Genomic DNA, 23049 nt, shown 5'->3' on the forward strand with positions numbered 1-23049 from the left:
CCATGGCGCGTTTCTTTATCGATCGCCCCGTTTTCGCATGGGTGATCTCGCTGCTGATCGCGCTGGTCGGCCTGTTGTCGATCCGCGCGCTGCCGGTGGCGCAGTATCCGGACATCGCTCCGCCCGTCGTCAACATCGGCGCCAGCTATCCCGGCGCCTCGGCCAAGGTGGTCGAGGAAGCCGTCACCGCCATCATCGAACGCGAGATGAACGGTGCACCGGGCCTGATGTACACCTCGTCCAGCAGCGATTCGACCGGCTGGGCCAGCATCAACCTGACTTTCAAGCAAGGCACCAATCCCGACCTCGCGGCGGTGGAAGTGCAGAACCGCCTGAAGGCGGTCGAGCCGCGCCTGCCCGAATCGGTGCGGCGCGACGGCGTGCGCGTGGAGAAGGCGGCCGACAACATCCAACTGGTGGTGTCGCTGAAGTCGGACGGCAGCCTGGACGACATGCAACTGGGCGAGCTGGCGGCCTCCAATGTGCTGCAGGCGCTGCGGCGGGTCGAGGGCGTGGGCAAAGTACAGTCGTTCGGCGCGGAAGCGGCGATGCGCATCTGGCCGGATCCGGCCAAGCTCACCGCCCTGTCGCTGACGCCGGGCGACATCGTCTCGGCGCTGCGCAGCCACAATGCGCGCGTCACCATCGGCGAGCTGGGCAACCAGGCCGTGCCGCAGGACGCGCCGCTGAACGCCAGCATCGTGGCGGGTGAATCGCTGCACACGCCGGAACAGTTCGCCAACATCCCGCTGCGGGCGCAGCCGGACGGCGCCACGCTGCGCCTGAAGGACGTGGCGCGGGTGGAACTGGGCGGCACCGATTACATGTACCTGTCGCGCGTCAACGGCATGACCGGCACCGGCCTGGGCATCAAGCTGGCGCCCGGCTCGAACGCGGTCGAGACCACCCGCCGCATCCGCGAGACGATGCGCGAACTGGCGCAGTACTTCCCGCCGGGCGTGAGCTGGGACATCCCGTACGAGACCTCCACCTTCGTCGAGATCTCGATCAGGAAGGTGCTGATGACGCTGCTGGAGGCGGTGGCGCTGGTGTTCTGCGTGATGTACCTGTTCATGCAGAACCTGCGCGCCACGCTGATCCCGACGCTGGTGGTGCCGGTGGCGCTGCTGGGCACGCTGGGGGTGATGCTGGCGCTGGGCTATTCGATCAACGTGCTGACGATGTTCGGCATGGTGCTGGCCATAGGCATCCTGGTGGACGACGCCATCGTGGTGGTCGAGAACGTCGAGCGCATCATGGCCGAGGAAGGCCTGTCGCCGCATGACGCCACGGTCAAGGCCATGGGCCAGATCAGCGGCGCCATCGTCGGCATCACGGTGGTGCTGGTGTCGGTGTTCGTGCCTATGGCGTTCTTCGATGGCGCGGTGGGCAACATCTACCGCCAGTTCGCCGTGACGCTGGCGGTGTCGATCGCGTTCTCGGCCTTCCTGGCGCTGTCGCTGACGCCGGCGCTGTGCGCCAGCCTGTTGCAACCGATCCCGGCGGGCCACCACGAGAAGCGCGGCTTCTTCGGCTGGTTCAACCGCGCCTTCGCGCGCCTGACCGCGCGCTATACGGCGCGCGTGGCCGGCGTGCTGGCGCGGCCGGTGCGCTTCGGGCTGGCCTACGCGCTGGTGATCGGCGTGGCGGCGCTGCTGTTCGCGCGCCTGCCGTCGTCGTTCCTGCCGGACGAGGACCAGGGCAGCTTCATGGCCATGGTGATCCTGCCGCAAGGGGCGCCGCAGGCCGAGACCATGGCGGTGGTCAAGGACGTGGAGCGCTACATGATGGAGCACGAGCCGGTGCGGTACGTGTACTCGGTCAACGGCTTCAGCCAGTACGGCAGTGGCCCGAACTCGGCCATGTTCTTCGTCACGCTCAAGGACTGGAAGGAACGACGCGCCCCGTCGCAGCACGTCGGCGCAGTGGTCAAGCGCATCAACGAAGCCTTTGCGCACCGCAAGAACCTGATGGTATTCGCGCTCAATTCACCGCCGCTGCCGGACCTGGGCTCGACCTCGGGCTTCGATTTCCGGCTGCAGGACCGCGGCGGCCTGGGCCACGAAGCCCTGGCGCGGGCACGACAGCAACTGCTGGCGGCGGCGGCCGGGCATCCCGCGCTGGCGGACGTGGTGTTCGCCGGACAGCAGGACGCTCCGCAGTTGCAGTTGCGCATCGACCGTGACAAGGCGCAGGCCATGGGCGTGCCGATCGACGAGATCAATACCGCGCTGGCGGTGATGTATGGCTCGGACTACATCGGCGACTTCATGCTCAACGGCCAGGTGCGGCGCGTGACGGTGCAGGCCGACGGCAAGCGCCGCGTGGACGTGGATGACATCTCGCGCCTGCACGTGCGCAACCTGCAAGGCCAGATGGTGCCGCTGTCGGCGTTCGCCACGCTGAAGTGGTCGATGGGACCGCCGCAGCTCAATCGCTACAACGGCTTCCCGTCGTTCACCATCAACGGCTCGGCGGCGCCGGGCCACAGCAGCGGCGAGGCCATGCGCGCCATGGAGGCGCTGGCGGCCGAACTGCCGCGCGGCATCGGCTTCGACTGGTCGGGCCAGTCATACGAAGAGCGGCTGTCCGGCAACCAGGCGCCGGTGCTGTTCGCGTTGTCGGTGCTGATCGTGTTCCTGGCGCTGGCGGCCCTGTATGAAAGCTGGTCGATTCCGCTGGCGGTAATCCTGGTGGTGCCGCTGGGCGTGATCGGCGCGCTGCTGGGGGTGACCGTGCGCGGCATGCCCAACGACATTTACTTCAAGGTCGGCCTGATCGCCACCATCGGCCTGTCGGCCAAGAACGCGATCCTGATCGTGGAAGTGGCCAAGGATCTGGTGCGCGACGGCCAGGGCATCCTGTCGGCCACGCTCGAGGCGGCGCGGCTGCGGCTGCGGCCGATCGTGATGACCTCGCTAGCCTTCGGCGTGGGCGTGCTGCCGCTGGCGCTGGCCAACGGCGCCGCCTCGGGCGCGCAGGCCGCCATCGGCACCGGCGTGCTGGGCGGGATCATCACCGCCACCGTGCTGGCGGTGTTCCTGGTGCCGCTGTTCTTTCTCATCGTGGGGCGCATGGTCGGCATGCGCGCCCGCCCCGCGCGCCCCGAGGGCCGCGAATCGCTGGAGACGACGCCATGAAACCCGTGGCAATGACCCTGCTGGCGCTGGCGCTGTCCGGCTGCTCGCTGGCGCCCACCCATGAGCGCCCCGCGGCGCCGGTGCCGGCGCAATACGATACGCCGGCGCAACCCGGCCAGGCTGCCGCGCCCCAGGACTGGCGCGCCTATTTCAACGACCCGGCGCTGCAGGCCTGGATCGCGGCCGCGCTGGCCAACAACCGCGACCTGCGGGTGGCGGCGCTGCGCATCGAGGAGGCGCGCGCGCTGTACGGCGTGCAGCAGTCCGAACGCTTGCCGGCCATCGACGCCAGCGGCGAATTCAGCCGCGGCCGCGCCACCGAGCCGGGCCAGCCGCGCACGCCGGTGTCCAACCGCTACCGCGCCGCGGTCGGCATCACCGCCTTCGAGCTGGATTTCTTCGGCCGGGTGCGGAGTCTGTCGGACGCGGCGTTGGCGCGCTACCTGGCCAGCGAAGAGGCCCACCGCGCCGCCACGCTGGCGCTGGTGGCGGAGACGGCAACGGCCTACTTCAACCAGCGTTCCCTGGCCGAACAGTCGCGCCTGACCGACAACACGCTGGCGCTGCGCGAGACCTCGCTCAAGCTGACCCAGCGCCGCTACGACGCCGGGCTGGAGACCGCCATCGGCCTGCGCACCGCGCAGATGCTGGTGGAAAGCTCGCGCGCCACACGCGCCGAGCTGACCCGCGAGGCCAGCCTGGCGCGGCATGCGCTGGGCCTGCTGGCAGGCGACTTCACCCTGCCGGTCGGCGTCGATGCGACGCCGCTCGAAAGCCAGACGCTGACGCCGCTGGCGGCCGGCCTGCCGTCCGAGCTGCTGACGCGCCGCCCCGACCTGCGCCAGGCGGAACAGGCGCTGCGCGCGGCCAACGCCGACATCGGCGCGGCTCGCGCGGCGTTCTTCCCGTCGGTGCAGCTGACCACCGACATCGGCACCACCGCCGGCCGCTTCTCGGATCTGTTCAGCGGCGGCACCGGCGGCTGGACCTTCGCGCCGCGCCTGACGCTGCCAATCTTCAATGCCGGGCGCAACCGAGCCAACCTGTCGCTGGCCGAAACCCGCAAGCACATCGCGGTGGCGCAGTACGAGGGCAGCATCCAGGCGGCGTTCCGCGACGTGGCCGACGCCCTGTCGGCGCGCGATGCGCTGCGCGACCAGATCGAGGCACAGCGCAAGGTGCGCGACGCCGACCGCGAACGCCAGCGGCTGGCCGAGCGGCGCTATGCGCGCGGGGTGGCGAACTACCTGGAGACGCTGGAGGCCCAGCGCAGCCTGTTCGAATCCGAGCAGGAATATATCCGGCTGCAGCAGCGCCGGCTGGTCAATGCGGTGGATCTGTACAAGGCGCTGGGGGGATGGGACGACGGCGCATCGCCGGCGTCCTGACGCGGCCCGGTCTTCACGCCGCGGGGTGCGGCGGCCGCGGCGATCAGGCGCGCGCGCTGACGCGGTAGGCGCAGCGGCGCGCGCCCAGCAGGATGTGCTCTTCTCGCTCGACGCGCACCTCATCCCCCAGCACCTGCCGGAACAATTCCAGTTCGCTGCGGCAAAAGCCCATGCAGGCCTGGGCCGCCGCACAGATCGGACAGTGGTTTTCGATGAACAGGAAGTCGTCGCCGTCGCGGCGCATCTCGGCCATGTAGCCCTCGGCCGAGCGCACCCGCGCCAGGCATTCGAGCCGTTGCGGCAGGTCTTGCGCGCCCTCGAGCCCCTGCCGGTAGGTCGCCAGCATGGCGGCCTCGCGCACCGCGATCAGCTTGTCAACGCCTTCCTCGCCGAACACCTGGCGCACGGCGTTGATCATCTGCACCGTCATGTCGGCGTGCGTGTCGGGGAAGCGGCGCTGGCCGGCGTCGGTCAGGAACCAGATCTGCGTGGGCCGGCCGCGGCCCGCGCTGCGGCTTTCCGAATCCACCAGGCCGTCCGCGTGCAGCCGCGCCATCTGTTGGCGCACCGCCTCGGCCGTGACGTCGAGCGCCTTGGCGATGACCGCGACCGACTGCGGCCCGCGCGTCTTGAGCGTCATGAGCACGCGGTCCGCCGGCTGGTGCGGTTGCCAGGAAATGGGATGGGACAGGGTATCGTCGGACATGGAAGGTCGGAAAGGCGCCAAGCCCTTATGGTGCCACGAACCGCGCCCGTCAGTCAGCCGGCCGGCGCGGGCGACTGCGCTCGCGGGGTCTCCGTTTCCGAAGGCGCCTCCCAGCCGCCACCCAGCGCCTTGTAGAGCGCGACCAGGCTGGTGTAGGAGGCCGTTTCGGCCTGCGCCATCGCGTCCTGCGCCCGCAGTTGCGTGCGCTGCGCGTCCAGCACCGTCAGGTACGGCGTGCCGCCTTCGCGGTAGCGCAGGCGCGCCAGTTCCGCCGCCCGGGCGCTGTGCGCGGCCGCCTGCGCCAGGTTGCCGAGCCGCTGCTGGGTCTGGCCGTACTGCGTCAGCGCGCCCTCCAGTTCCTCGACCGCCCGCAGCACGGTCTGCTCGTAGCGCGCCACCTCGCCCTGCGAACGCGCCTGGGCGGCGCGCTTGCGCGCCAGCGCGGTAGGCAGATGGAAGGCCGGCCAGGTGACGCCGGACGCCACGCTGAAGGCGCGGCTGGAAGCGCTGCCGAAATCGGCGCCACGCAGGGCCACGAAGCCCAGGAAACCGCCCAGGTCGATGCGCGGATACAGCTCGGCGGTGGCCACGCCCACGTCGGCATTGGCCGCCGCCATGTTGCGCTCGGCCGCCCGGATGTCGGGACGGCGCGACAGCAAAGCGCCGACGTCGCCGATCGGCAGGCGCGCCGCCAGCGGCGACTGCGGCGTGGCCGCGTCCAGTTCGCCCAACTCCACCGGCCGCAGCCCGGCCAGCACCGCCAGCCGGTACAGCGCCAGGCGCCGCGCGGTTTCCTGCAGCGGCACGCTGGCCTGTACCGTTTCGAGTTCGGCCCGCGCGCTGGCAAGATCGCCCTCGTCGCCCCGGCCCGCCGACACCATCGCCTGGATCACGCGCAGGCTGTCGCGCTGGCTCTCCAGGTTGGCGCGCGCCACCGCCAGGCGTTGCTCGGCGCCGCGCAATTCGAAGTAGTTGCGCGCCACTTCAGCCATCACCACGATGCGGGCCTGCGCCAGATCGGCGGCCTGGGCCTCGCTGCGCGCCGCCGCGCCCTCGGCCGCGCGCCGCAGGCGGCCGAACAGGTCGATCTCCCAGGTGGCGTCGAAACCGGCGCGGTAGCTCTTGGCGAGATTGCGCTCGCCCGTCACGCCGGGGTTGGCCTGCGACAGGCTGCGCTCGAAACGCCCGCCCAGCGTCACGGTGGGGAACTGGTCGAGTTCCTTCTCGTCCAGCACCGCGCGCGACTCGGCCAGGCGGGCCTGGGCGATGCGGATGTCGTGGTTGCGTTGCAGCGCCAGCGTGATCAGCCGGTCCAGTTGCGGGTCCTGCAACTGCTTCCACCAGTCCTGCTGCAGCCGGTCGGTGGAGAACAGCGCCTGCTCGGGGCTGGCCAGCGCCACCGGCGCGGCCTGGGGTTTCTGATAGTCGGGGCCCACCGCGCAGCCGGCGGTGGCCAGCGCGGCCAGCAGCGCCGTGGCGCCGCGGCGCAGGCGTTTGGAGAGGTCAGGATGGTTCATGATGGTTCCTCAATGCGTGGCGGCGGGCCGCGACGTCGCGACCGGCAACCTGTCCTCGGCCTGGGCCTGCGCCAGTTCGCAGGCGCGCGGCGTGTCGTTGGCGGCGCGGTGGTCGCGCGCCAGCACGGTGTAGACGGTGGGCAGCACGAACAGCGTGAACAGCGTGCCGACCAGCATGCCGACCACGATCACCAACCCCAGGCTGTAGCGGCTGTGGGCGCCGGCGCCGCTGGCGAACAGCAGCGGAATCAGGCCCACCACCATGGCGGCGGTGGTCATCAGGATCGGGCGCAGGCGGATGCGGGCGGCGTGCTCCATGGCGCTGCGCCGGTCCAGGCCGTGGCTGACCTGCATCTCGTTGGCGAACTCCACCATCAGGATGCCGTGCTTGCTGATCAGCCCGATCAGCGTCACCAGCCCGATCTGGGTGTAGATGTTGATGGTCGCCATGCCCAGCGCCAGCGGAATCAGCGCGCCGCAGATCGACAGCGGCACGCTCACCAGGATGATGAACGGGTCGCGCAGGCTTTCGTACTGCGCCGCCAGCACCAGGTAGATGACGATGATGGCGAAGATGAAGGTGATCATCAGCGCCGAGCCTTCCTGGCTGAACTGGCGCGCATCCGACTGCCAGTCATAGCTGAAGCCGGCCGGCAACTGCTGCGCCTGGCGCGTCAGGAACTGCACCGCATCGCCCATGGTCACGCCCGGCATCGGGATGGCCTGGAAGGTGGCGGCGTTGAGCTGGTTGAACTGGGTCAGCTTGTTGGGCTCGACGCCCATCGACACCGACACGATGTTCGACAGCGGCACCTGCGCGCCGCTGGCGCTCTTGACGTAGTACCGTGCCAGCGATTCGGGCGAGATGCGCTGCTCGCGCAGGCTCTGCGGGATCACGTCGTACGAGCGGCCGTCCATGCCGAAGCGGTTGATGTAGTTCTCGCCCACCAGCACCGCCAGCGTGTCGCCGACCGCCTTCATGGTGACGCCCAGGCTGTTGGCCTTGGCTCGGTCCACCTTCAACTGCACGACCGGGTTGTTGTAGTCGAGGTCGCTGTCGACCACCATGAACAGGCCGCTGGCGCGCGCCGCCTGTTTCAGGTTTTCCATGGCCTCGTAAACCACCGGATAGTCGGCCGCGCTCATGATGACCATCTGCACCGGCAGGCCGCCGGTCGAACCCGGCAGCGGCGGCAACTGGAAGGCGAAGATGTTGCTGCCCTCGATCTGGTTGACCATCGACTGCATGTCGGCCTGGATCTGGTCGGCCGAGCGCTTGCGCTCGTGCCAGTCGACGAAGTCGACCCCGCCGATGCTGTTGGACACGCCGTCCGAGCCATTGATGAGCCAGCGGCCCTTCTGCTCGGGCAGCGTCGCCATCACGTCGTCCCACTTCTTGCCGAACTTCTCGACGTAGTCGATGTTGGCGTGCTGCGGCGACTTGATCGCGGTGAGCACGGTGGACTGGTCCTCGACTGGCGCCAGCTCGCGCTGGGCGGCGTTGTACAGGAACGGCAGGCTGGCCATCACCGCCACCGCCAGCAGGCCGGTGACCCAGCGATGGTGCAGCGACACATCCAGCAGCCGGCCGTAGGCCTGCCCCAGGCGATTGAAGAAGTGTTCGGCGCGGCGCGCCATCCAGCCTTCGGATACCCGGCTATCGAGCAGGAATGAACTCATCACCGGCGACAGCGTCAGCGCGATCACGCCCGACACCACCACCGCCCCCGCCAGCGTGAAGGCGAACTCCTTGAACAGCGAACCGGTCAGGCCGCCCATCAGGCCGATCGGCGCATACACCGCCGCCAGGGTGATGGTCATGGCGATGACCGGGCCGGCCACTTCGCGCGCGCCGATCAGGGCCGCGCGCACCGGCGACTTGCCTTCCTCGATATGGCGGTGCACGTTCTCGACCACCACGATGGCGTCGTCCACCACCAGGCCGATGGCCAGCACCATGGCCAGCAGCGTGAGCAGGTTCACGCTGAAGCCGAACAACGCCATGATGGCGGCGCCGCCCAGCATCGACAGCGGGATGGTGACCACCGGGACCAGCACCGCGCGCAGCGAGCCCAGGCACAGGAAGATCACCGCCACCACGATGACGACGGCCTCCATCAGCGTGTGCACCACGCCGTCGATCGAGGCGCTGATGAAGCGCGCCAGCTCGAACGGCACCTGCACGCTGGTGCCGGGCGGCAGGTTCTGCTTGATGTTGGGCAGCAGTTCGTTCAGGCGCTTGACGATCACCAGCGGGTTGCCGACCGGCGTGGCGTTGAGGCCGAAGTACACGGCCGGCTCGCCATCCATCAGGCCGCTGGAGTCGGTCGAGGCCGCGCCCAACTCCACGGTCGCCACGTCGCCCAGGCGCACGATGGCGTCGCCCTCGCGCTTGATCACCATGTCGCGGAACTCGGCCACGTTGACCAGGTCGGTGTTGACCTTGATGTTGGACACCACGTACAGGCCCTTGGCCTGGCCGGGCGCGGCCTGCACGTTGTTCTGGCGCAGGGCCTCGGCCAGCTCGCCGGCCGAGATGCCGCGCGCCGCCAGCCGGTCGGGGTCGAGCCAGACGCGCATCGCCAGCTTCTGGCCGCCGTACAGTTCCACGCTGGCCACCCCGTCGATGGACGACAACTGCGGCTGCACCACGCGCGACAGGTAATCGGTCAGCGCCGGCAGCGACATGGTGGAACTGGAGAATCCCACGTAGGCCACGGCGGTCGCCTCGCCGGCGGACTTGACCAGCACCGGGTCGTAGGCGTCCTGCGGCAGGCGGTATTTGACTTCGTTGACCTTGGCCATGACCTCGGTCATGGCCTTGTTGGAATCGGCGTTGAGCTTCATGCGCACCGTGATCACGCTGCGGCCCTGGGTCGAGGACGACGACAGGTAGTCGATGCCTTCGACGGTGGCGACCGATTGCGCGATGGGCTGGGTGACGAAGCCCTGCATCAGGTCGGGCGAGGCGCCCGGGTACTGCGTGGTGATGGTGATGGTGGTGCTTTCGGTCAGCGGGTACTGGCGGATCGGCAGGCCGCTCAGGGCGCGCAGCCCCATCAGCAGCAGCAGCGTGCTGACCACCAGCGCCAGCACCGGCCGGCGCACGAACAGATCGGTGAACTTCATGATGGGCTCCGCGGGCTCAGCGGGCTTGCGCCACGGATTGCGGCGCGGCGTCCAGCGCCACGGTGTCCTGGGCGCTGATTTCGACCGGCGCGCCGTTGTGCAGGCGCAATTGGCCCGAGGTCACTACCCGATCGCCGGGCTTGAGGCCCTTTGTCACCACCACTCGGCCGTGCACGCGCTCGGCGGTCTGCACGTAGGCCTGGGTCACGGTCGGCGGGGCCGAGGCCTCGCCCCCCTTGGGCGTTGTCACCACATAGACCGAATCGCCATAAGCGCTGTAGCTCACGGCGGTTTCCGGTACGGTCAGGACGCCCGGCCGCGGCGGCAGCACCACCTGGCCATGGGCGAACATGCCCGCCGCCAGCGCGCCGTCGGCGTTGACCAACGTGGCCTGTACCCGCACGGTGCGCGTACCTGGATCGACCTGCGGTTCGATGGTCGTGACGGTCCCGTCGAACACGCGGCCGGCATGGGCGTCGACCGTCACAGTGACCGGCTGGCCCGTGCGCAGCGCGCCCAATGCCTGCTCCGGCAACGTGATGTTGGCGTAGACGCTGGCGGCGTCGGTCAGCGACACCAACGGATCGCCGGCGCGGGCGAATTGGCCCAGGTTGACGCGGCGCACGCCCAGCACGCCGTCGAATGGCGCCTTGACGCGCTTTTGCTCGATCAGCGCCTGGATCCGCTTGATCTCGCCCGCGGCCTGATCGTAGTCGGCCTGGGCCTGGTCCAATTGTTCGCGGGTGGCCGCCTGCTGCGGCACCAGGCGGCGGGTACGCTCCAACAGGGCCCGCGCGTTCCTGGCCTGGGCCTGCAGGCGCGCCAGTTCGCCCTGCTCGGGCGCGTCGTTCAGTTGCACCAGCAATTGCCCGGCGCGCACCCGCTCGCCCGCGGTGAACAGGATCCGCGTCACGCGGCCGTCGGCTTCGGCCGGCACCAGCACCTGCCGCGTCGCCTCGAGCGTGGCGATGCCCGACAGCGCCACCGGGAAGTCGGCTTGCATCACCGGCGCCACCGCCACCTTGGCCGGCGCCATCGACCAGCCCCCCTGATGCGGGGCCCGGCCGAATTTCCAGTACAGCCCGCCCCCCGCCATCACCGCCACGGCCAGCAGCCCCGCTGCCCATGCCCCGGATTTTGCCTTCATGATTCTCTCGCTATTTATCAAAGGAATGGCTTGGATAATCCTTGAAAAATCAGACGAAGTCAAAAAACCTAAAGCAATGTTGAGGATTAAGGAAAACTATCGATGAAAAAATGACCAAAAAAAACCGCCGGCAAATGCCGGCGGCTCGAACAAGCACTGTGTTGCACTCCGGGGCCGAAAACACGCGCGGCCCGGGTTGCCTGAAGTGAATCCGACCTAGGTGCGCACCATGTGCAGGTAGTGGCGGTGACGCTCGTACTGGTCGAGGATGTCGCCGATGACGGCATCGCGGCTCCAGCCCATGATGTCGTAGTCCTGACCGCCCTCGCGCAAATGGACTTCGGCGCGGAAGTACTTGCGTTCTTCCTCGTCGGCGGCCTCTTCCGGTGTCAGGCTGGGGCGCACGAAGGCCTGCGGCCGCACCGAGTAGAAGAAGTCCAGGTGTTCGCCGTGATTGACTGCGAGCATGATGTCGCCCTCGCCTTCGCCTTCCTTGACCTCGACAGCGTAACCCTGCTTGCGCAGTTCGTCCGCCACGTCCTCCAGCGCCGGCTGCACCACGTCGGCAATGAAACGCATCACATGGGCCCGCCGCGGCATCATCACCATGTTGCGCAGGCGCCGCTCCCAGGATTGGCCGCCGCGCGCCGGGCGCGACAGGGTCAGCGACTGGAAGCGGATGCCGCGCTTGGTCGCGTCCAGCTTGAGCGCCTTGAACAGCCCCCACAGCGACAACAGCAGAATCACGGAAAACGGCAGGGCGCTGGCGATGGTCGCGGTCTGCAGCGCGGTCAGGCCATCGGCCAGCAGCAGCGCGATGGCCACCGCCCCCATCAGCAACGACCAGAAGATGCGTTGCCACACCGGCGTGCGGTCGGAACCGCCTGAGGCCAGCAGGTCCACCACCAGCGCGCCGGAGTCGGCCGAGGTCACGAAGAACACGGCGACCATGGCGATGGCCACCAGCGAAATCACGCCGCTCCAGGGCAATTGCTCGAAAAAGGCGAACAACGCCAGGGAACTGTCGGCCTGCACCGTCTGCGCGAAGTCTTTGACGCCGTCGACCAGGATGAGATGGATGGCGGTGTCGCCGAATACCGTCATCCAGAACAGGGTGAAGCCCGCCGGCACCAGCAGCACGCCGCTGACGAATTCGCGAATGGTGCGGCCGCGCGAAATACGGGCGATGAACAGGCCCACGAACGGCGACCAGGCGATCCACCAGCCCCAATAGAACAGGGTCCAGCCGCCAATCCAGTCGGTCGGTTCGTAGGCATACAGATTGAAGGTCTTGTTGACGATATCCGAAAGATAGGCGCCGGTATTCTGCACAAAGGTCTGCAGCAGGAATACGGTCGGGCCGACCACCAGCACGAACATCAGCAGCACCGCGGCCAGCACCAGGTTGGTCTCGGACAGAATGCGGATGCCCTTGTCCAGCCCGCTCGCCACCGATAGCGTCGCCAACCCGCAGGTGACGATGATCAGGATGATCTGCGTCGGAACCCCCACCGGCACGCCGAACAGATGATTCAGGCCGCTGTTGATCTGCGCCACGCCCAGTCCCAGCGACGTCGCGACGCCCAGCACGGTGCCGAGGATGGCGAAGATGTCGACGGCGTGCCCCACCGGGCCGTAGATGCGATTGCCGATCAGCGGGTATAGCGCGGAGCGCAGGGTCAGCGGCAGGCCGTGGCGATAGCTGAAAAATGCCAGGATCAGGGCCACGATGGCATAGATCGCCCAGGCGTGCAGCCCCCAGTGGAAGAATGTGATCTTCATCGCCTCGCGGGCGGCGATGGCAGTGCCGCCCTCGCCGACCGGCGGCGCCATGAAGTGCATGACAGGTTCGGCCACGCCGAAGAACATCAGGCCGATGCCCATGCCGGCGGAGAACAACATGGCGAACCAGGTGAAATTGCGGTAGTCGGGTTCGCTATGGTCCGGCCCCAGCTTGATGTCGCCGTAGCGGCTGACAGCCAGGAACACCACCGACAACAGGATGATGGCGACGACCAGGATATAGAACCAACTGGCGTTGCCCAGTATCCAGGCCTGGACCGACTCGAACAGGCTCTGCGCGGCCTTGGGTGCGCTGATCGCGAAGCCCACCAGCAGCAGCGTGAAAACCGCCGCAGGGTAGAAGACCGGGCGATTGATGGTGGGTGGTCGGGTTTCTGAAGACATGCTGCCGCTCCTTTCGCCCGAGGGATTCCGAAGGCTGCGGCGCTGGCCCCCTCAGTCCAGCCGGCGCGCCGCGGTTATTACTAACATGTTGTGGGTGGCCGTGACAAATGGCCGCAGGCCATCAACGCCGCAACTCCCTGCCGCCGCCTCGCCACGGGCGCGCGGCGGCCCGGTCGCCGCTAGCCGGGCTCGCGGTCGCCGAACACCACCCGGCGGAAGAAGCCGGCCAGCACCGCTTCGGTCGTTTCCGCGGGCACGCCCTGCGGATCGAAGGCGAAGCTGAACTGCATGCCATCGGACAGCGCCAGCAGGCCGATGGCCAGCTCCCGGGCCGGCAGCGGCAAAGGCGTGCCGACAAGCTGCGAAAACTGGCGGATGTACTCGGTGGTGGCTTCGCGCAATTCGCCCATGCAGGCGATGAAGCCAACCCGGAACTCGGGGTCGCGCGCCGCCTGCAGCTTGGCTTCCATCCACAGCAGGAAGCACTCGTTGTCGCGGAAGTGGCTGCTGTAGTAGCGCAGCACGCTCTCTTCCATCTGTTCGCGGGTCTCACCGCCTTCGAAGATGGCGCGCATGTCGCCCATCACGTTCTCGTGATCGCGCTTGAGCAGTTGCAGGAAAAGCTCGGACTTGCTGGCGAAATTGGAATAGAAGGCGCCCCGGGTGTAACCGGCCAGCTCAGCGATGTCCTCGACGCTGGCGGCAACGAAGCCCTTCGCCAGGAAGATCGATTGCGCGGCATCGAGCAGACGCTGGCGCGTCTGGTCACGGCTTTGCTCTCGGGTAAGACGGACTTTTGACATGGGCCGATTCTAGCATCGGCCGTTATTTCGGATTCATCCTTGTATCTGAATACAGATGTGAATTAGAATCCGTCGCGTATCCGATTGCCGGAGCGCAACGCCGCCAACCGCCGCGCGCCCCGCTTTCCCTTCCCTGCCCGCGTCGCGAGGTATTTCGTGAATCTTCCTGGTCTTCGCGCGTCCGCTGTCGCGCGCAATCCCGCCGTCAGCGCGACACATTCCCCGTCTTCCTGGCGTCGCGTCCGGCCCGCCATGACCCTGACGCTGATCCTGGCGCTGGCCGGCTGCGGTAGCCAGGAAGCCGACGCGCCGGCACCACGCCCCGTGGTCGCCATGCCCGCTCGGGCCGACGCCGCGCTGCCGGCCTGGACCCTGCCGGGTGAAGTGCAGGCGCGCTACAGCACGCCGTTGTCGTTCCGCGTGGGCGGCAAGATCATCGAACGCGAGGTGCGGCTGGGCGATAGCGTCGCGCCCGGCCAGGTGGTGGCAAAGCTCGACCCCGCCGACGCCGCCAAGAACGCGGCCAGCGCCCGCGCGCAGTTGTCTGCGGCCCGGCACCAGTTGGACTACGCCAGGCAACAACTCGATCGCGACCGCGCCCAGGCCAGGGAAAACCTGATTGCCGCCAACCAGCTCGAGCAGACCCGCAACGCCTACGCCTCGGCCCTGGCGCAGCGCGACCAGGCAGCGCAGCAGGCCGCGCTGGCGGCCGACCAGCTCAACTACACCACCCTGGTGGCCGACCATGCCGGCGTCATCACCGCCGAGCAGGCCGACACCGGCCAGAACGTGGCGGCCGGCCAGGCGGTCTACCACCTGGCCTGGGCCGGCGATGTCGACGCCCTGTGCGACGTGCCCGAAAGCGTGCTGGCGGGCCTGGCCATCGGCCAGCGCGCCACCGTGACGCTGGCGCCGCTGCCCGGCAAGACCTTCAACGCCGTGCTGCGCGAGATCGCGCCGGCCGCCGATCCGCAGAGCCGCACCTACCGCGCCAAGCTGACGCTGGAATCGCCCTCGCCCGAGGTGCGGCTGGGCATGACCGCCAACATCAGCTTCGACAACCGCCAGGCCAATGGCGCCACCACCTACACGGTGCCGGCGACGGCGCTGTTCCATGACGGCACCGAGCCCGCCGTCTGGATCGTCAAGCCGCAGGAAGACACGCTGGAGCTGCGCCGCGTGCAGGTGCTGCGCTACGACGCGCGCAGCGTCACCCTGTCGCAGGGCGTGCAGGCCGGCGAGCGCGTCGTCTGGCAAGGCGTGCACGCAGTGTCGGCCGGCGAAAAGGTCCGCGCGGTGCCGCCGCTGCACCCCGAGGACTTCGCATCATGAGCGCGCCGGTTCCCGAGAATCAGAACGCCGCGCACCGCCACGAGGAAGGAAAATTCAACCTGTCGGCCTGGGCCCTGCGGCACCAGCCGCTAGTGATCTTCCTAATCACGCTGGTGACGCTGTTCGGCGTGTTGTCGTATTCGCGCCTGGCGCAGTCGGAAGACCCGCCCTTCACCTTCCGCGTGATGGTCATCAAGACCCTGTGGCCCGGCGCCACATCGCAGCAGGTGCAGGAACAGGTTACCGACCGCATCGCCAGGAAGCTGCAGGAAACGCCGTCCACCGACTTCCTGCGCAGCTATTCGCGCCCCGGCGAATCGCTGATCTTCTTCACCATGAAGGACTCGGCGCCGGCCAGCGAGGTGGCCAACGAGTGGTACCAGGTGCGCAAGAAGGTCGGCGACATCCGCGCAACCCTGCCGCAAGGCGTGCAGGGGCCGTTCTTCAACGACGAGTTCGGCGACGTCTACACCAACATCTACACCCTGGCCGGCGACGGTTTCTCGCCGGCGCAGTTGCGTGACTACGCCGACAATCTGCGCACGGTGCTGCTGCGGGTGCCGGGCGTTGCCAAGGTCGACTACTTCGGCGAGCAGCCCGAGCACGTCTACATCGAGATCGGCAACACCGAGTTGACGCGGCTGGGCGTGTCGCCGCAGCAGATCGCCGAGGCCATCAACAGCCAGAACGCGGTCGCCAGCGCCGGCACCCTGACCACCGCCGACGACCGCGTGTTCGTGCGTCCCAGCGGACAGTTCCAGGACACCCGGGCGCTGGCCGAGACGCTGATCCGCATCAACGGCAAGTCGATCCGGCTGGGCGACATCGCCTCAATTCATCGCGGCTACGACGATCCCCCGGCCGAGCAGATGCGCACGCGCGGCCAGCCGGTGCTGGGCATCGGCATCACCATGCAGCCCGGCCGGGACGTCGTGCATCTGGGCCGCGCGCTGGACGCCAAGTTCGACGAACTCAAGGCGCGCCTGCCGGCCGGCCTGACACTGACCGAGGTGTCGAGCATGCCCGAGGCGGTGTCGTTCTCGGTGGACGAATTCCTGCGCTCGGTGGCCGAGGCCGTGGCCATCGTGCTGATCGTCAGCCTGGTGTCGCTGGGCCTGCGCACCGGCATGGTGGTGGTGATCTCGATTCCGGTGGTACTGGCCGTGACCGCGCTGTTCATGGACATGTTCGGCATCGGCCTGCACAAGGTCTCGCTGGGCACGCTGGTGCTGGCGCTTGGCCTGCTGGTGGACGACGCCATCATCGCGGTCGAGATGATGGCGGTGAAGCTGGAGCAGGGCTGGAGCCGAGCGCGCGCCGCCGCCTTCGCCTACACCAGCACCGCCTTCCCGATGCTGACCGGCACGCTGGTGACGGTGGCCGGCTTCCTGCCGATCGCGCTGGCCGAGTCCAGCACCGGCGAATACACCCGTTCGATCTTCCAGGTGTCGGCGATCGCGCTGATCACCTCGTGGTTCGCCGCGGTGGTGCTGATCCCGCTGCTGGGCTACCGCATGCTGCCCGAGCGCAAGCGCGAGGCGCACCTGCCCGATGACCACGAGCACGACATCTACAACACCCGCTTCTACCAGCGCCTGCGCGGCTGGGTGGCGTGGTGCGTGGACCGGCGCTGGCGCGTGCTGCTGGCGACGTTGCTGGTCTTCATCGTGGCGATGGCCGGATTCCGGCTGGTGCCGCAGCAGTTCTTCCCCAGCTCGGACCGCACCGAACTGCTGGTGGACGTGCGGCTGCAGGAAGGCGCCTCGTTCGCGGCCACGCTGCGTCAGGTCGAAAGACTGGAAGAGGCGCTGGACGGCCGGCCCGAGATCGCCCATTCGGTGAGTTTCGTCGGCACCGGCGCGCCGCGCTTCTATTTGCCGCTGGACCAGCAGCTGGCCACGCCCAACTTCGCCCAGATCGTCATCACCGCCAATTCGGTGGAAGACCGCGAGAAGCTGGCGCACTGGCTGGAACCGGTGCTGCGCGAACAGTTTCCGGCGATCCGCAGCCGCCTGTCGAGGCTGGAGAACGGCCCGCCCGTGGGCTTCCAGGTGCAGTTCCGCGTCAGCGGCGACAAGATTCCCGAGGTGCGCCAGGTGGCCGAGAAGGTCGCCGCCGAGGTGCGCGCCGACAGCCGCTCGGTCAACGTGCAGTTCGACTGGGACGAACCATCCGAGCGCTCGGTGCGCTTCGACATCGACCAGCAGAAGGCGCGCGAGGTCGGCGTAAGCTCGAACGACATTTCCGGCTTCCTGGCGATGACGCTGTCGGGCTATACCGTGACCCAGTACCGCGAGCGCGACAAGTTGATCAACGTCAGCTTGCGCGCGCCTGAACACGAACGGGTCGATCCGGGCCGCCTGGCGACCCTGGCGGTGCCCACGCCCAACGGCCCGGTGCCGCTGGGCAGCCTGGGCCAGGTGCGCTATGGCCTGGAGTACGGCGTGATCTGGGAACGCGACCGCCAGCCCACTATCACGGTACAGGCCGACGTCAAGGCCGGCGCGCAGGGCATCGACGTGACCCATGCGATCGACAGGAAACTGGACGCGCTACGCGCCGAACTGCCGGTGGGCTACCGCATCGAGGTCGGCGGCCCGGTCGAGGAAAGCGCCAAGGGCCAGTCGTCCATCAACGCGCAGATGCCCATCATGATCGTGGCGGTGCTGACGCTGCTGATGGTGCAGTTGCAGAGCTTCGCCCGCGTGCTGATGGTGGTGCTGACCGCGCCGCTCGGCCTGATCGGCGTGGTGGCCGCGCTGCTGCTGTTCGGCAAGCCGTTCGGCTTTGTCGCCATGCTGGGCGTGATCGCGATGTTCGGCATCATCATGCGCAACTCGGTGATCCTGGTCGACCAGATCGAGCAGGACATCAGCGCCGGGCACAAGCGCGTCGACGCCATCGTCGGCGCCACGGCGCGGCGCTTCCGCCCCATCACGCTGACGGCCGCGGCCGCGGTGCTGGCGCTGATCCCGCTGTTGCGCAGCAATTTCTTCGGCCCCATGGCCACGGCGCTGATGGGCGGCATCACCAGCGCCACGGTGCTGACGCTGTTCTTTTTGCCAGCGCTGTACGCGGCCTGGTTCCGGGTGCGCCACGACGAGCGCGAGGAACCCGAAGGCGTGCCGCCCGGCGCCCACGCCGGCGACAACGTAGAACGAGGAGCCTGACGATGTCCCTCCGTCTCCCGACCCCGCCCTGGCGCCTGGCCGCCCTGCCGCTGTTGCTGGCGCTGGGCGCTTGCGCCTTCGCCCCCGACGGCAAGCCGCCTGTAATGGCGCAGCCCCCGCAATACGGCATCGAGCCGTTGCCGGCCACTGGCGCTTCCGCCCAGGGCGTGGCGCAACGCTATGCGCGCGCAGCGCACCCGGTGCCCGCGTGGTGGAAGCGCTACGGCTCGGCCGCGCTCGACGCCATGGTGGCGGAAGGGCTGGCCAACAGCCCCGACCTGGCCGCGGCCGAGCGCAACCTGGCCGGCGCCCGCGAACAATTGCGCGGGCAGGTCAATGCCTCATTGCTGCCGTCGATCGACGCCGGCGCCGAGGCCTCGCGCAAGCGCGCACTGACGATGCCGGAAATGCGCGAACCCACCGCGCTCTATAACGTCTTCACCGGCCAGATCCAGGCCCGCTACGACCTGGACCTGTTCGGCGCGGCGCGCTTCGAGAACCGCTCGGGCGCGGCGCAGGTGGCGCAGCAGGCGTTCCGGTTCGAGGCGGCGCGCCGCGCCCTGGTGGGCAACATCGTCACAGGCGCCATCACCTCGGCCTCGCTGGCCGAGCGCGTGGCCTTGACCGAGAAGCAGGTGGTGCTGGCGCGCCAGGTGGCGCGCGACACGCAGCGCCGCTACGAACTGGGATCGGCCTCGCAGAACGACGCCCTGCAGGCCGACCAGGATGCCGCCACGCTGGCGGCATCCCTGCCGGGACTGCGCGCGCAATGGCTGGCGACGCGCCATGCGCTGGCCGTGCTGATGGGACGCACCCCGGACCAGGCGCCGCCCGACCTGCCCTTCGGCTCCCTGGCAGTCCCCGCGGAAGTGCCGGTCGTGGTGCCCTCCGAATTGCTGGCGGCCCGGCCCGACATCCGGGTTGCCGACGCCGCCCTGCAGGCAGCCGCGGCGGATGTGGGCATGGCCACGGCACGCTTGTTTCCCAGCCTGTCTTTGTCGGCCTCCATGGGCCAGGGCGGATTCAACTGGCCGGCGGCACTGTCCGGCGCGGGTTCGATCTGGGCGCTGGGCGCGTCCTTGACGCAACCCATCTTCCACGGCGGGGCCATGTTGGCCGAACGCCGCGCCGCCGGGGAGCGCTACGCCGCCGCCACGCAGCAATACAAGCAGACCGTGCTGACCGCCTTCCGCGACGTGGCCGACACGCTGGCGCGGCTGGACGCGGACGGCCAGGCGCTGGCGTCGGCGGAAGCCTCGCGCCGGGCGGCGCAACAGTCGCACCGCAACACCGTCGGCCGCGTGCGGCTGGGCGCACTGGCCCCTTACACCGCCTATGCCAGCGAGCAGCATTATGTCGCGGCGCGCCTGCGGGAATTGGAATACGCCAATGCCCGCCTGACCGGGACGGCGGCGCTGTTCCAGGCCATGGGATCGCCGCTGAGCGAGCCCCCGGCACCGCCGGCCGAGAAGACCGACCCGAGCCCCGCGCCACCGCGGGCACAACCATAGCGCTCGCGGCGACAAGCCGCGCAATGCCATCGCGCGCGCCGACCACGGTATCGGCCGCGCCGCCCGCCCGCCGAGGATCGAGCGCCCGCCAGGTCGATGGCGCGCATTCATACGGGCAAACCCTCGGTAATATTGGCGCCAAAATAAGCTATTATTTTTGTGACAATCCCTCCCCTTACCGACCTCGCGGCGCCCTCCGTCCATGAACCAGATCCCCCCATTCCCGTTCGTATCGGTCTCCGGTACTCCCGAGGCCCGTGGCCGCGCCTATGGCCAGCAAGCCGCCGACCGCGTGCGCAAGAGCGCCGCCATGTACGGCCAGACGCTGGTCGACCTGGGTTACGACGCCATGGCGCGCACCCGCCTGATCGAAAGCTTCGCCCGCGAAATCGAGAACTTCGCGCCGCACTACCTCGAGGAAATGCGCGGCATCGCCGCCGGCGCCAGCGTGCCCTTCGAAGACATCGTGATGGTCAACGCCCGCACCGAAGTCATCGCCAAGGCCCGCGCCGAAAAAAAGAAGGCCGCTGAACTCGAACCCGGTGACGGCTGCACCGGCGCCCTGATCCTGCCGACCCGCTCGGCCAACGGCCGCCTGATCCACGGCCAGAACTGGGACTGGCGCGCGGAATGCGCCGAAACCGCCATCGTGCTGCGCGTGCGCAGCGACAATGGCCCCGACATCCTGACCTTCGTCGAAGCCGGCGGCCTGGCCCGCAGCGGCCTGAACAGCGCCGGCGTGTCGATCACCGCCAACTACCTGGAATCCGATCGCGACTTCCGCCAGCTCGGCGTGCCGCTGTCGCTGATCCGCCGCAAGGTGCTGGAACAGGAACATTTCGCGCTGGCGATCAAGGCCGTCAGCACCACCCCGAAGTCGTGCTCGAACAACATCATGATCGGCATGGCCGCGGGCTTCGGCGTCGACTACGAGTGCACCACCGATGAAGCCTTCCCGATCTACCCGGGCGCCGATGACCTGATCGTGCACGCCAACCACTGGGTCAGCGAAGTGGCCCTGGGCAAGCTGCGCGACACCGGCCGCGCCAGCACCCCCGAAAGCGCCTACCGCGACTGGCGCGTGCGCCGCCTGCTGAACGAAAAGGACAAGCTGACCCGCGAGGACCTCAAGCGCGCGCTGTTCGACGACTTCGGCACGCCCTACTCGGTCTGCCGCCCGCCGCGCCCCGGCAGCCACGACAACCTGTCGGCCACGGTGGCCATGGTCGTCATGGAACCGGCCGCCGGCCTGATGGAAGTGGCGCCGCTGCCCGCGCTGAACCGCTGCTTCACCCGCTACAGCCTGGACGCCGAGCCCGAACTGCTGGCAGCGGCCCGAACGCTCCCGGCCACCTGAGCCGCTGGCGGCGGCCGGATAGACGGCCGCCCGCGCCCCTTCCTGGAAACGCATCGATGAAAGCCACTTTCCTGAACACCGCGATTGCGCTGGCGCTGGGCGCGCTGGCCGGGTCCGCCTGGGCCCATGCACAGCCGCCGCTGCGCATCTCGTTCACCGCCGACATCCGCTCGACCGAGCCCGGCGTCAACCGCGACAGCAACAGCGACGCGGTGGTGCTGCACATCGTCGAGGGCCTGGTGGCCTATGGCGAGGACGCCGAGGTCCGCCCGCTGCTGGCCGAATCCATCGATATCAGTCCCGACGGCAAGACCTACACCTTCAAGCTGCGCCAGGGCGTCAAGTTCCACAACGGCGCGCCGCTGACCTCGGCCGACGTGCTCTGGACCTGGCGGCACTACACCGCCGCCAACTCCGGGTGGCGCTGCTCCAGTGAGTTCGACGGCCGCGGCACCGTCAAGGTCACAGGCGTCGAGGCCCCCGATGCCCAGACCGTGGTCTACCACCTTGAAAGACCCAGCAGCCTGTTCCTGGCCTCGCTGGCGCGCGCCGACTGCGGCGGCACCGGCATCCTGCAGAAGGCCTCGGTCAAGCCCGACGGCACCTGGGACAAGCCCATCGGCACCGGCCCCTTCATGTTCGCCGAATGGAAGCGCGGCGAATACGTGCGCCTGACCCGGTTCGCCGACTACGCCAACCGCGGCGCCAAGCGCGACGGCTACACCGGCTCCAAGCGCCCCCTGGTCGATGAAGTGCGCTTCGTCATCGTGCCCGATGACTCCACCGCCAAGGCCGCCCTGCAACGCGGCAACATCGACATCATCGAGGACGTCTCCAACAACGACGTGCCGGTGTTGCAAGGCGCCCCCGACGTCAAGGTCGCCTACGCGCCCGTCATGAGCATGACGGCGCTGCTGCTGCAGACCAGGGACCCGCTGCTGTCCAACCCCAAGATGCGCCAGGCCCTGGCCCACGCCATCGACTACGACCAACTGGCCGCCGCCGTCACCGAAGGCCTGGCCAAGCCCAACAACTCCATCGTCCCGCTGGTCTCGCCATACCACGACGCCACCCAGCAGGAAGGCTGGAAGTACGACCCCGCGCTGTCCCGGAAGCGGCTCAAGGAAGCCGGCTACAAGGGCCAGGAGATCGAACTGATCACCACCAAGCGCTACCCGCAGTCGTACAACTCGGCCGTCATCATCCAGGCCATGCTGCAGGCCGTCGGCATCAACGCCAGGCTGTCCGTGTCCGAATGGGCCACCCAGCTCGACCGCTACAACGCCGGCGCCTACCAGATGATGACCTTCCCCTACTCCGCCCGCCTGGACGCGGCGCTGAATTACGAAATGGTCACCGGCGACAAGGCCAAGCAACCGCGCAAGGTCTGGGACAACCCCGACGCCCAGAAGCTCCTGGACGCCGCATCGGTCGATACCGATCACGCCAAGCGCCAGGCCGCCTTCGACCAGTTGCACAAGCTGTTCCTGGCCGACGTCCCCAGCATCCCGCTCTACAACGGCCTGGACATCGGCGCCTTCCGCAGCGATATCAAGGGCTACACCCCCTGGGCCGTGAAGAAGCCGCGCGCCTGGGAAGTGGAGCGCGTGGCGAAGTAACCCGCCACGTCGACGCAAATGCGAAGAGGCCGCGAAAGCGGCC

Annotated in this window: 13 protein-coding genes; 7 read left to right on the top strand and 6 right to left on the bottom strand. The window is 68.6% G+C overall.

From position 1 onward, the window contains the following. Positions 1-2 precede the first annotated feature (2 nt). Together axyY and oprZ are read left to right on the top strand one after the other, a co-directional pair. Complete coding sequence (gene axyY / locus AC6LKG_RS06400) at positions 3-3140, top strand: multidrug efflux RND transporter permease subunit AxyY (RefSeq protein WP_498163559.1); 3138 nt, start codon at positions 3-5, stop codon at positions 3138-3140. Continuing rightward, entirely contained in the window at positions 3137-4528 is a 1392-nt protein-coding gene (gene oprZ, locus AC6LKG_RS06405; protein ID WP_498163560.1) for a multidrug efflux RND transporter outer membrane subunit OprZ, read from the top strand. Before axyY ends, oprZ begins: the two co-directional genes overlap by 4 nt. A gap of 43 nt (positions 4529-4571) precedes the next feature. On the opposite strand, the gene AC6LKG_RS06410 is transcribed toward oprZ, so the two are convergent. The 6 genes from AC6LKG_RS06410 to AC6LKG_RS06435 form a co-directional block, all read right to left on the bottom strand. After that, entirely contained in the window at positions 4572-5234 is a 663-nt protein-coding gene (locus tag AC6LKG_RS06410; protein WP_144654936.1) for a helix-turn-helix transcriptional regulator, read from the bottom strand. A gap of 53 nt (positions 5235-5287) precedes the next feature. Continuing rightward, entirely contained in the window at positions 5288-6751 is a 1464-nt protein-coding gene (locus tag AC6LKG_RS06415; protein WP_498163561.1) for an efflux transporter outer membrane subunit, read from the bottom strand. Between the two features lie 9 nt (positions 6752-6760). Further along, positions 6761-9880 (bottom strand): MexW/MexI family multidrug efflux RND transporter permease subunit, encoded by a 3120-nt coding sequence (locus tag AC6LKG_RS06420; protein WP_498163562.1) that lies wholly within the window; start codon positions 9878-9880, stop codon positions 6761-6763. Positions 9881-9896: 16 nt separating this feature from the next. Continuing rightward, positions 9897-11027 carry an efflux RND transporter periplasmic adaptor subunit gene (locus tag AC6LKG_RS06425; protein ID WP_498163563.1) on the bottom strand — a complete coding sequence of 377 codons (1131 nt, stop codon included), beginning with the start codon at positions 11025-11027 and terminating at the stop codon, positions 9897-9899. Between the two features lie 216 nt (positions 11028-11243). Continuing rightward, positions 11244-13214: a BCCT family transporter gene (locus AC6LKG_RS06430; RefSeq protein WP_498163564.1), complete on the bottom strand. Its 1971-nt coding sequence runs from the start codon at positions 13212-13214 to the stop codon at positions 11244-11246. A 179-nt stretch (positions 13215-13393) separates the two neighbouring features. Then, entirely contained in the window at positions 13394-14017 is a 624-nt protein-coding gene (locus AC6LKG_RS06435; RefSeq protein ID WP_498163565.1) for a TetR/AcrR family transcriptional regulator, read from the bottom strand. Between the two features lie 252 nt (positions 14018-14269). Here AC6LKG_RS06435 and AC6LKG_RS06440 point away from each other — a divergent pair, with 252 nt between their 5' ends. The 5 genes from AC6LKG_RS06440 (at position 14270) to AC6LKG_RS06460 (ending at position 23006) form a co-directional block, all read left to right on the top strand. Beyond that, positions 14270-15349: an efflux RND transporter periplasmic adaptor subunit gene (locus AC6LKG_RS06440; RefSeq protein WP_498163566.1), complete on the top strand. Its 1080-nt coding sequence runs from the start codon at positions 14270-14272 to the stop codon at positions 15347-15349. Continuing rightward, the gene (locus AC6LKG_RS06445) at positions 15346-18519 is read left to right on the top strand and encodes an efflux RND transporter permease subunit (RefSeq protein ID WP_498163567.1); all 3174 of its coding nucleotides are present in this window, start codon (positions 15346-15348) and stop codon (positions 18517-18519) included. The genes AC6LKG_RS06440 and AC6LKG_RS06445 overlap by 4 nt, the downstream gene beginning before the upstream one ends. A gap of 2 nt (positions 18520-18521) precedes the next feature. Further along, on the top strand, positions 18522-20030 hold the full coding sequence (locus tag AC6LKG_RS06450) for an efflux transporter outer membrane subunit (protein ID WP_498163568.1): 1509 nt from the start codon (positions 18522-18524) through the stop codon (positions 20028-20030). Positions 20031-20232: 202 nt separating this feature from the next. Next, a complete protein-coding gene (locus AC6LKG_RS06455) occupies positions 20233-21387 on the top strand; it encodes a C45 family autoproteolytic acyltransferase/hydrolase (protein ID WP_498163569.1) in 1155 nt (384 codons plus the stop codon). A 56-nt stretch (positions 21388-21443) separates the two neighbouring features. Further along, on the top strand, positions 21444-23006 hold the full coding sequence (locus AC6LKG_RS06460; RefSeq protein WP_498163570.1) for an ABC transporter substrate-binding protein: 1563 nt from the start codon (positions 21444-21446) through the stop codon (positions 23004-23006). The last annotated feature ends 43 nt before the right edge of the window (positions 23007-23049 follow it).

The sequence above is a fragment of the Achromobacter sp. 46006 genome, from assembly GCF_059761975.1.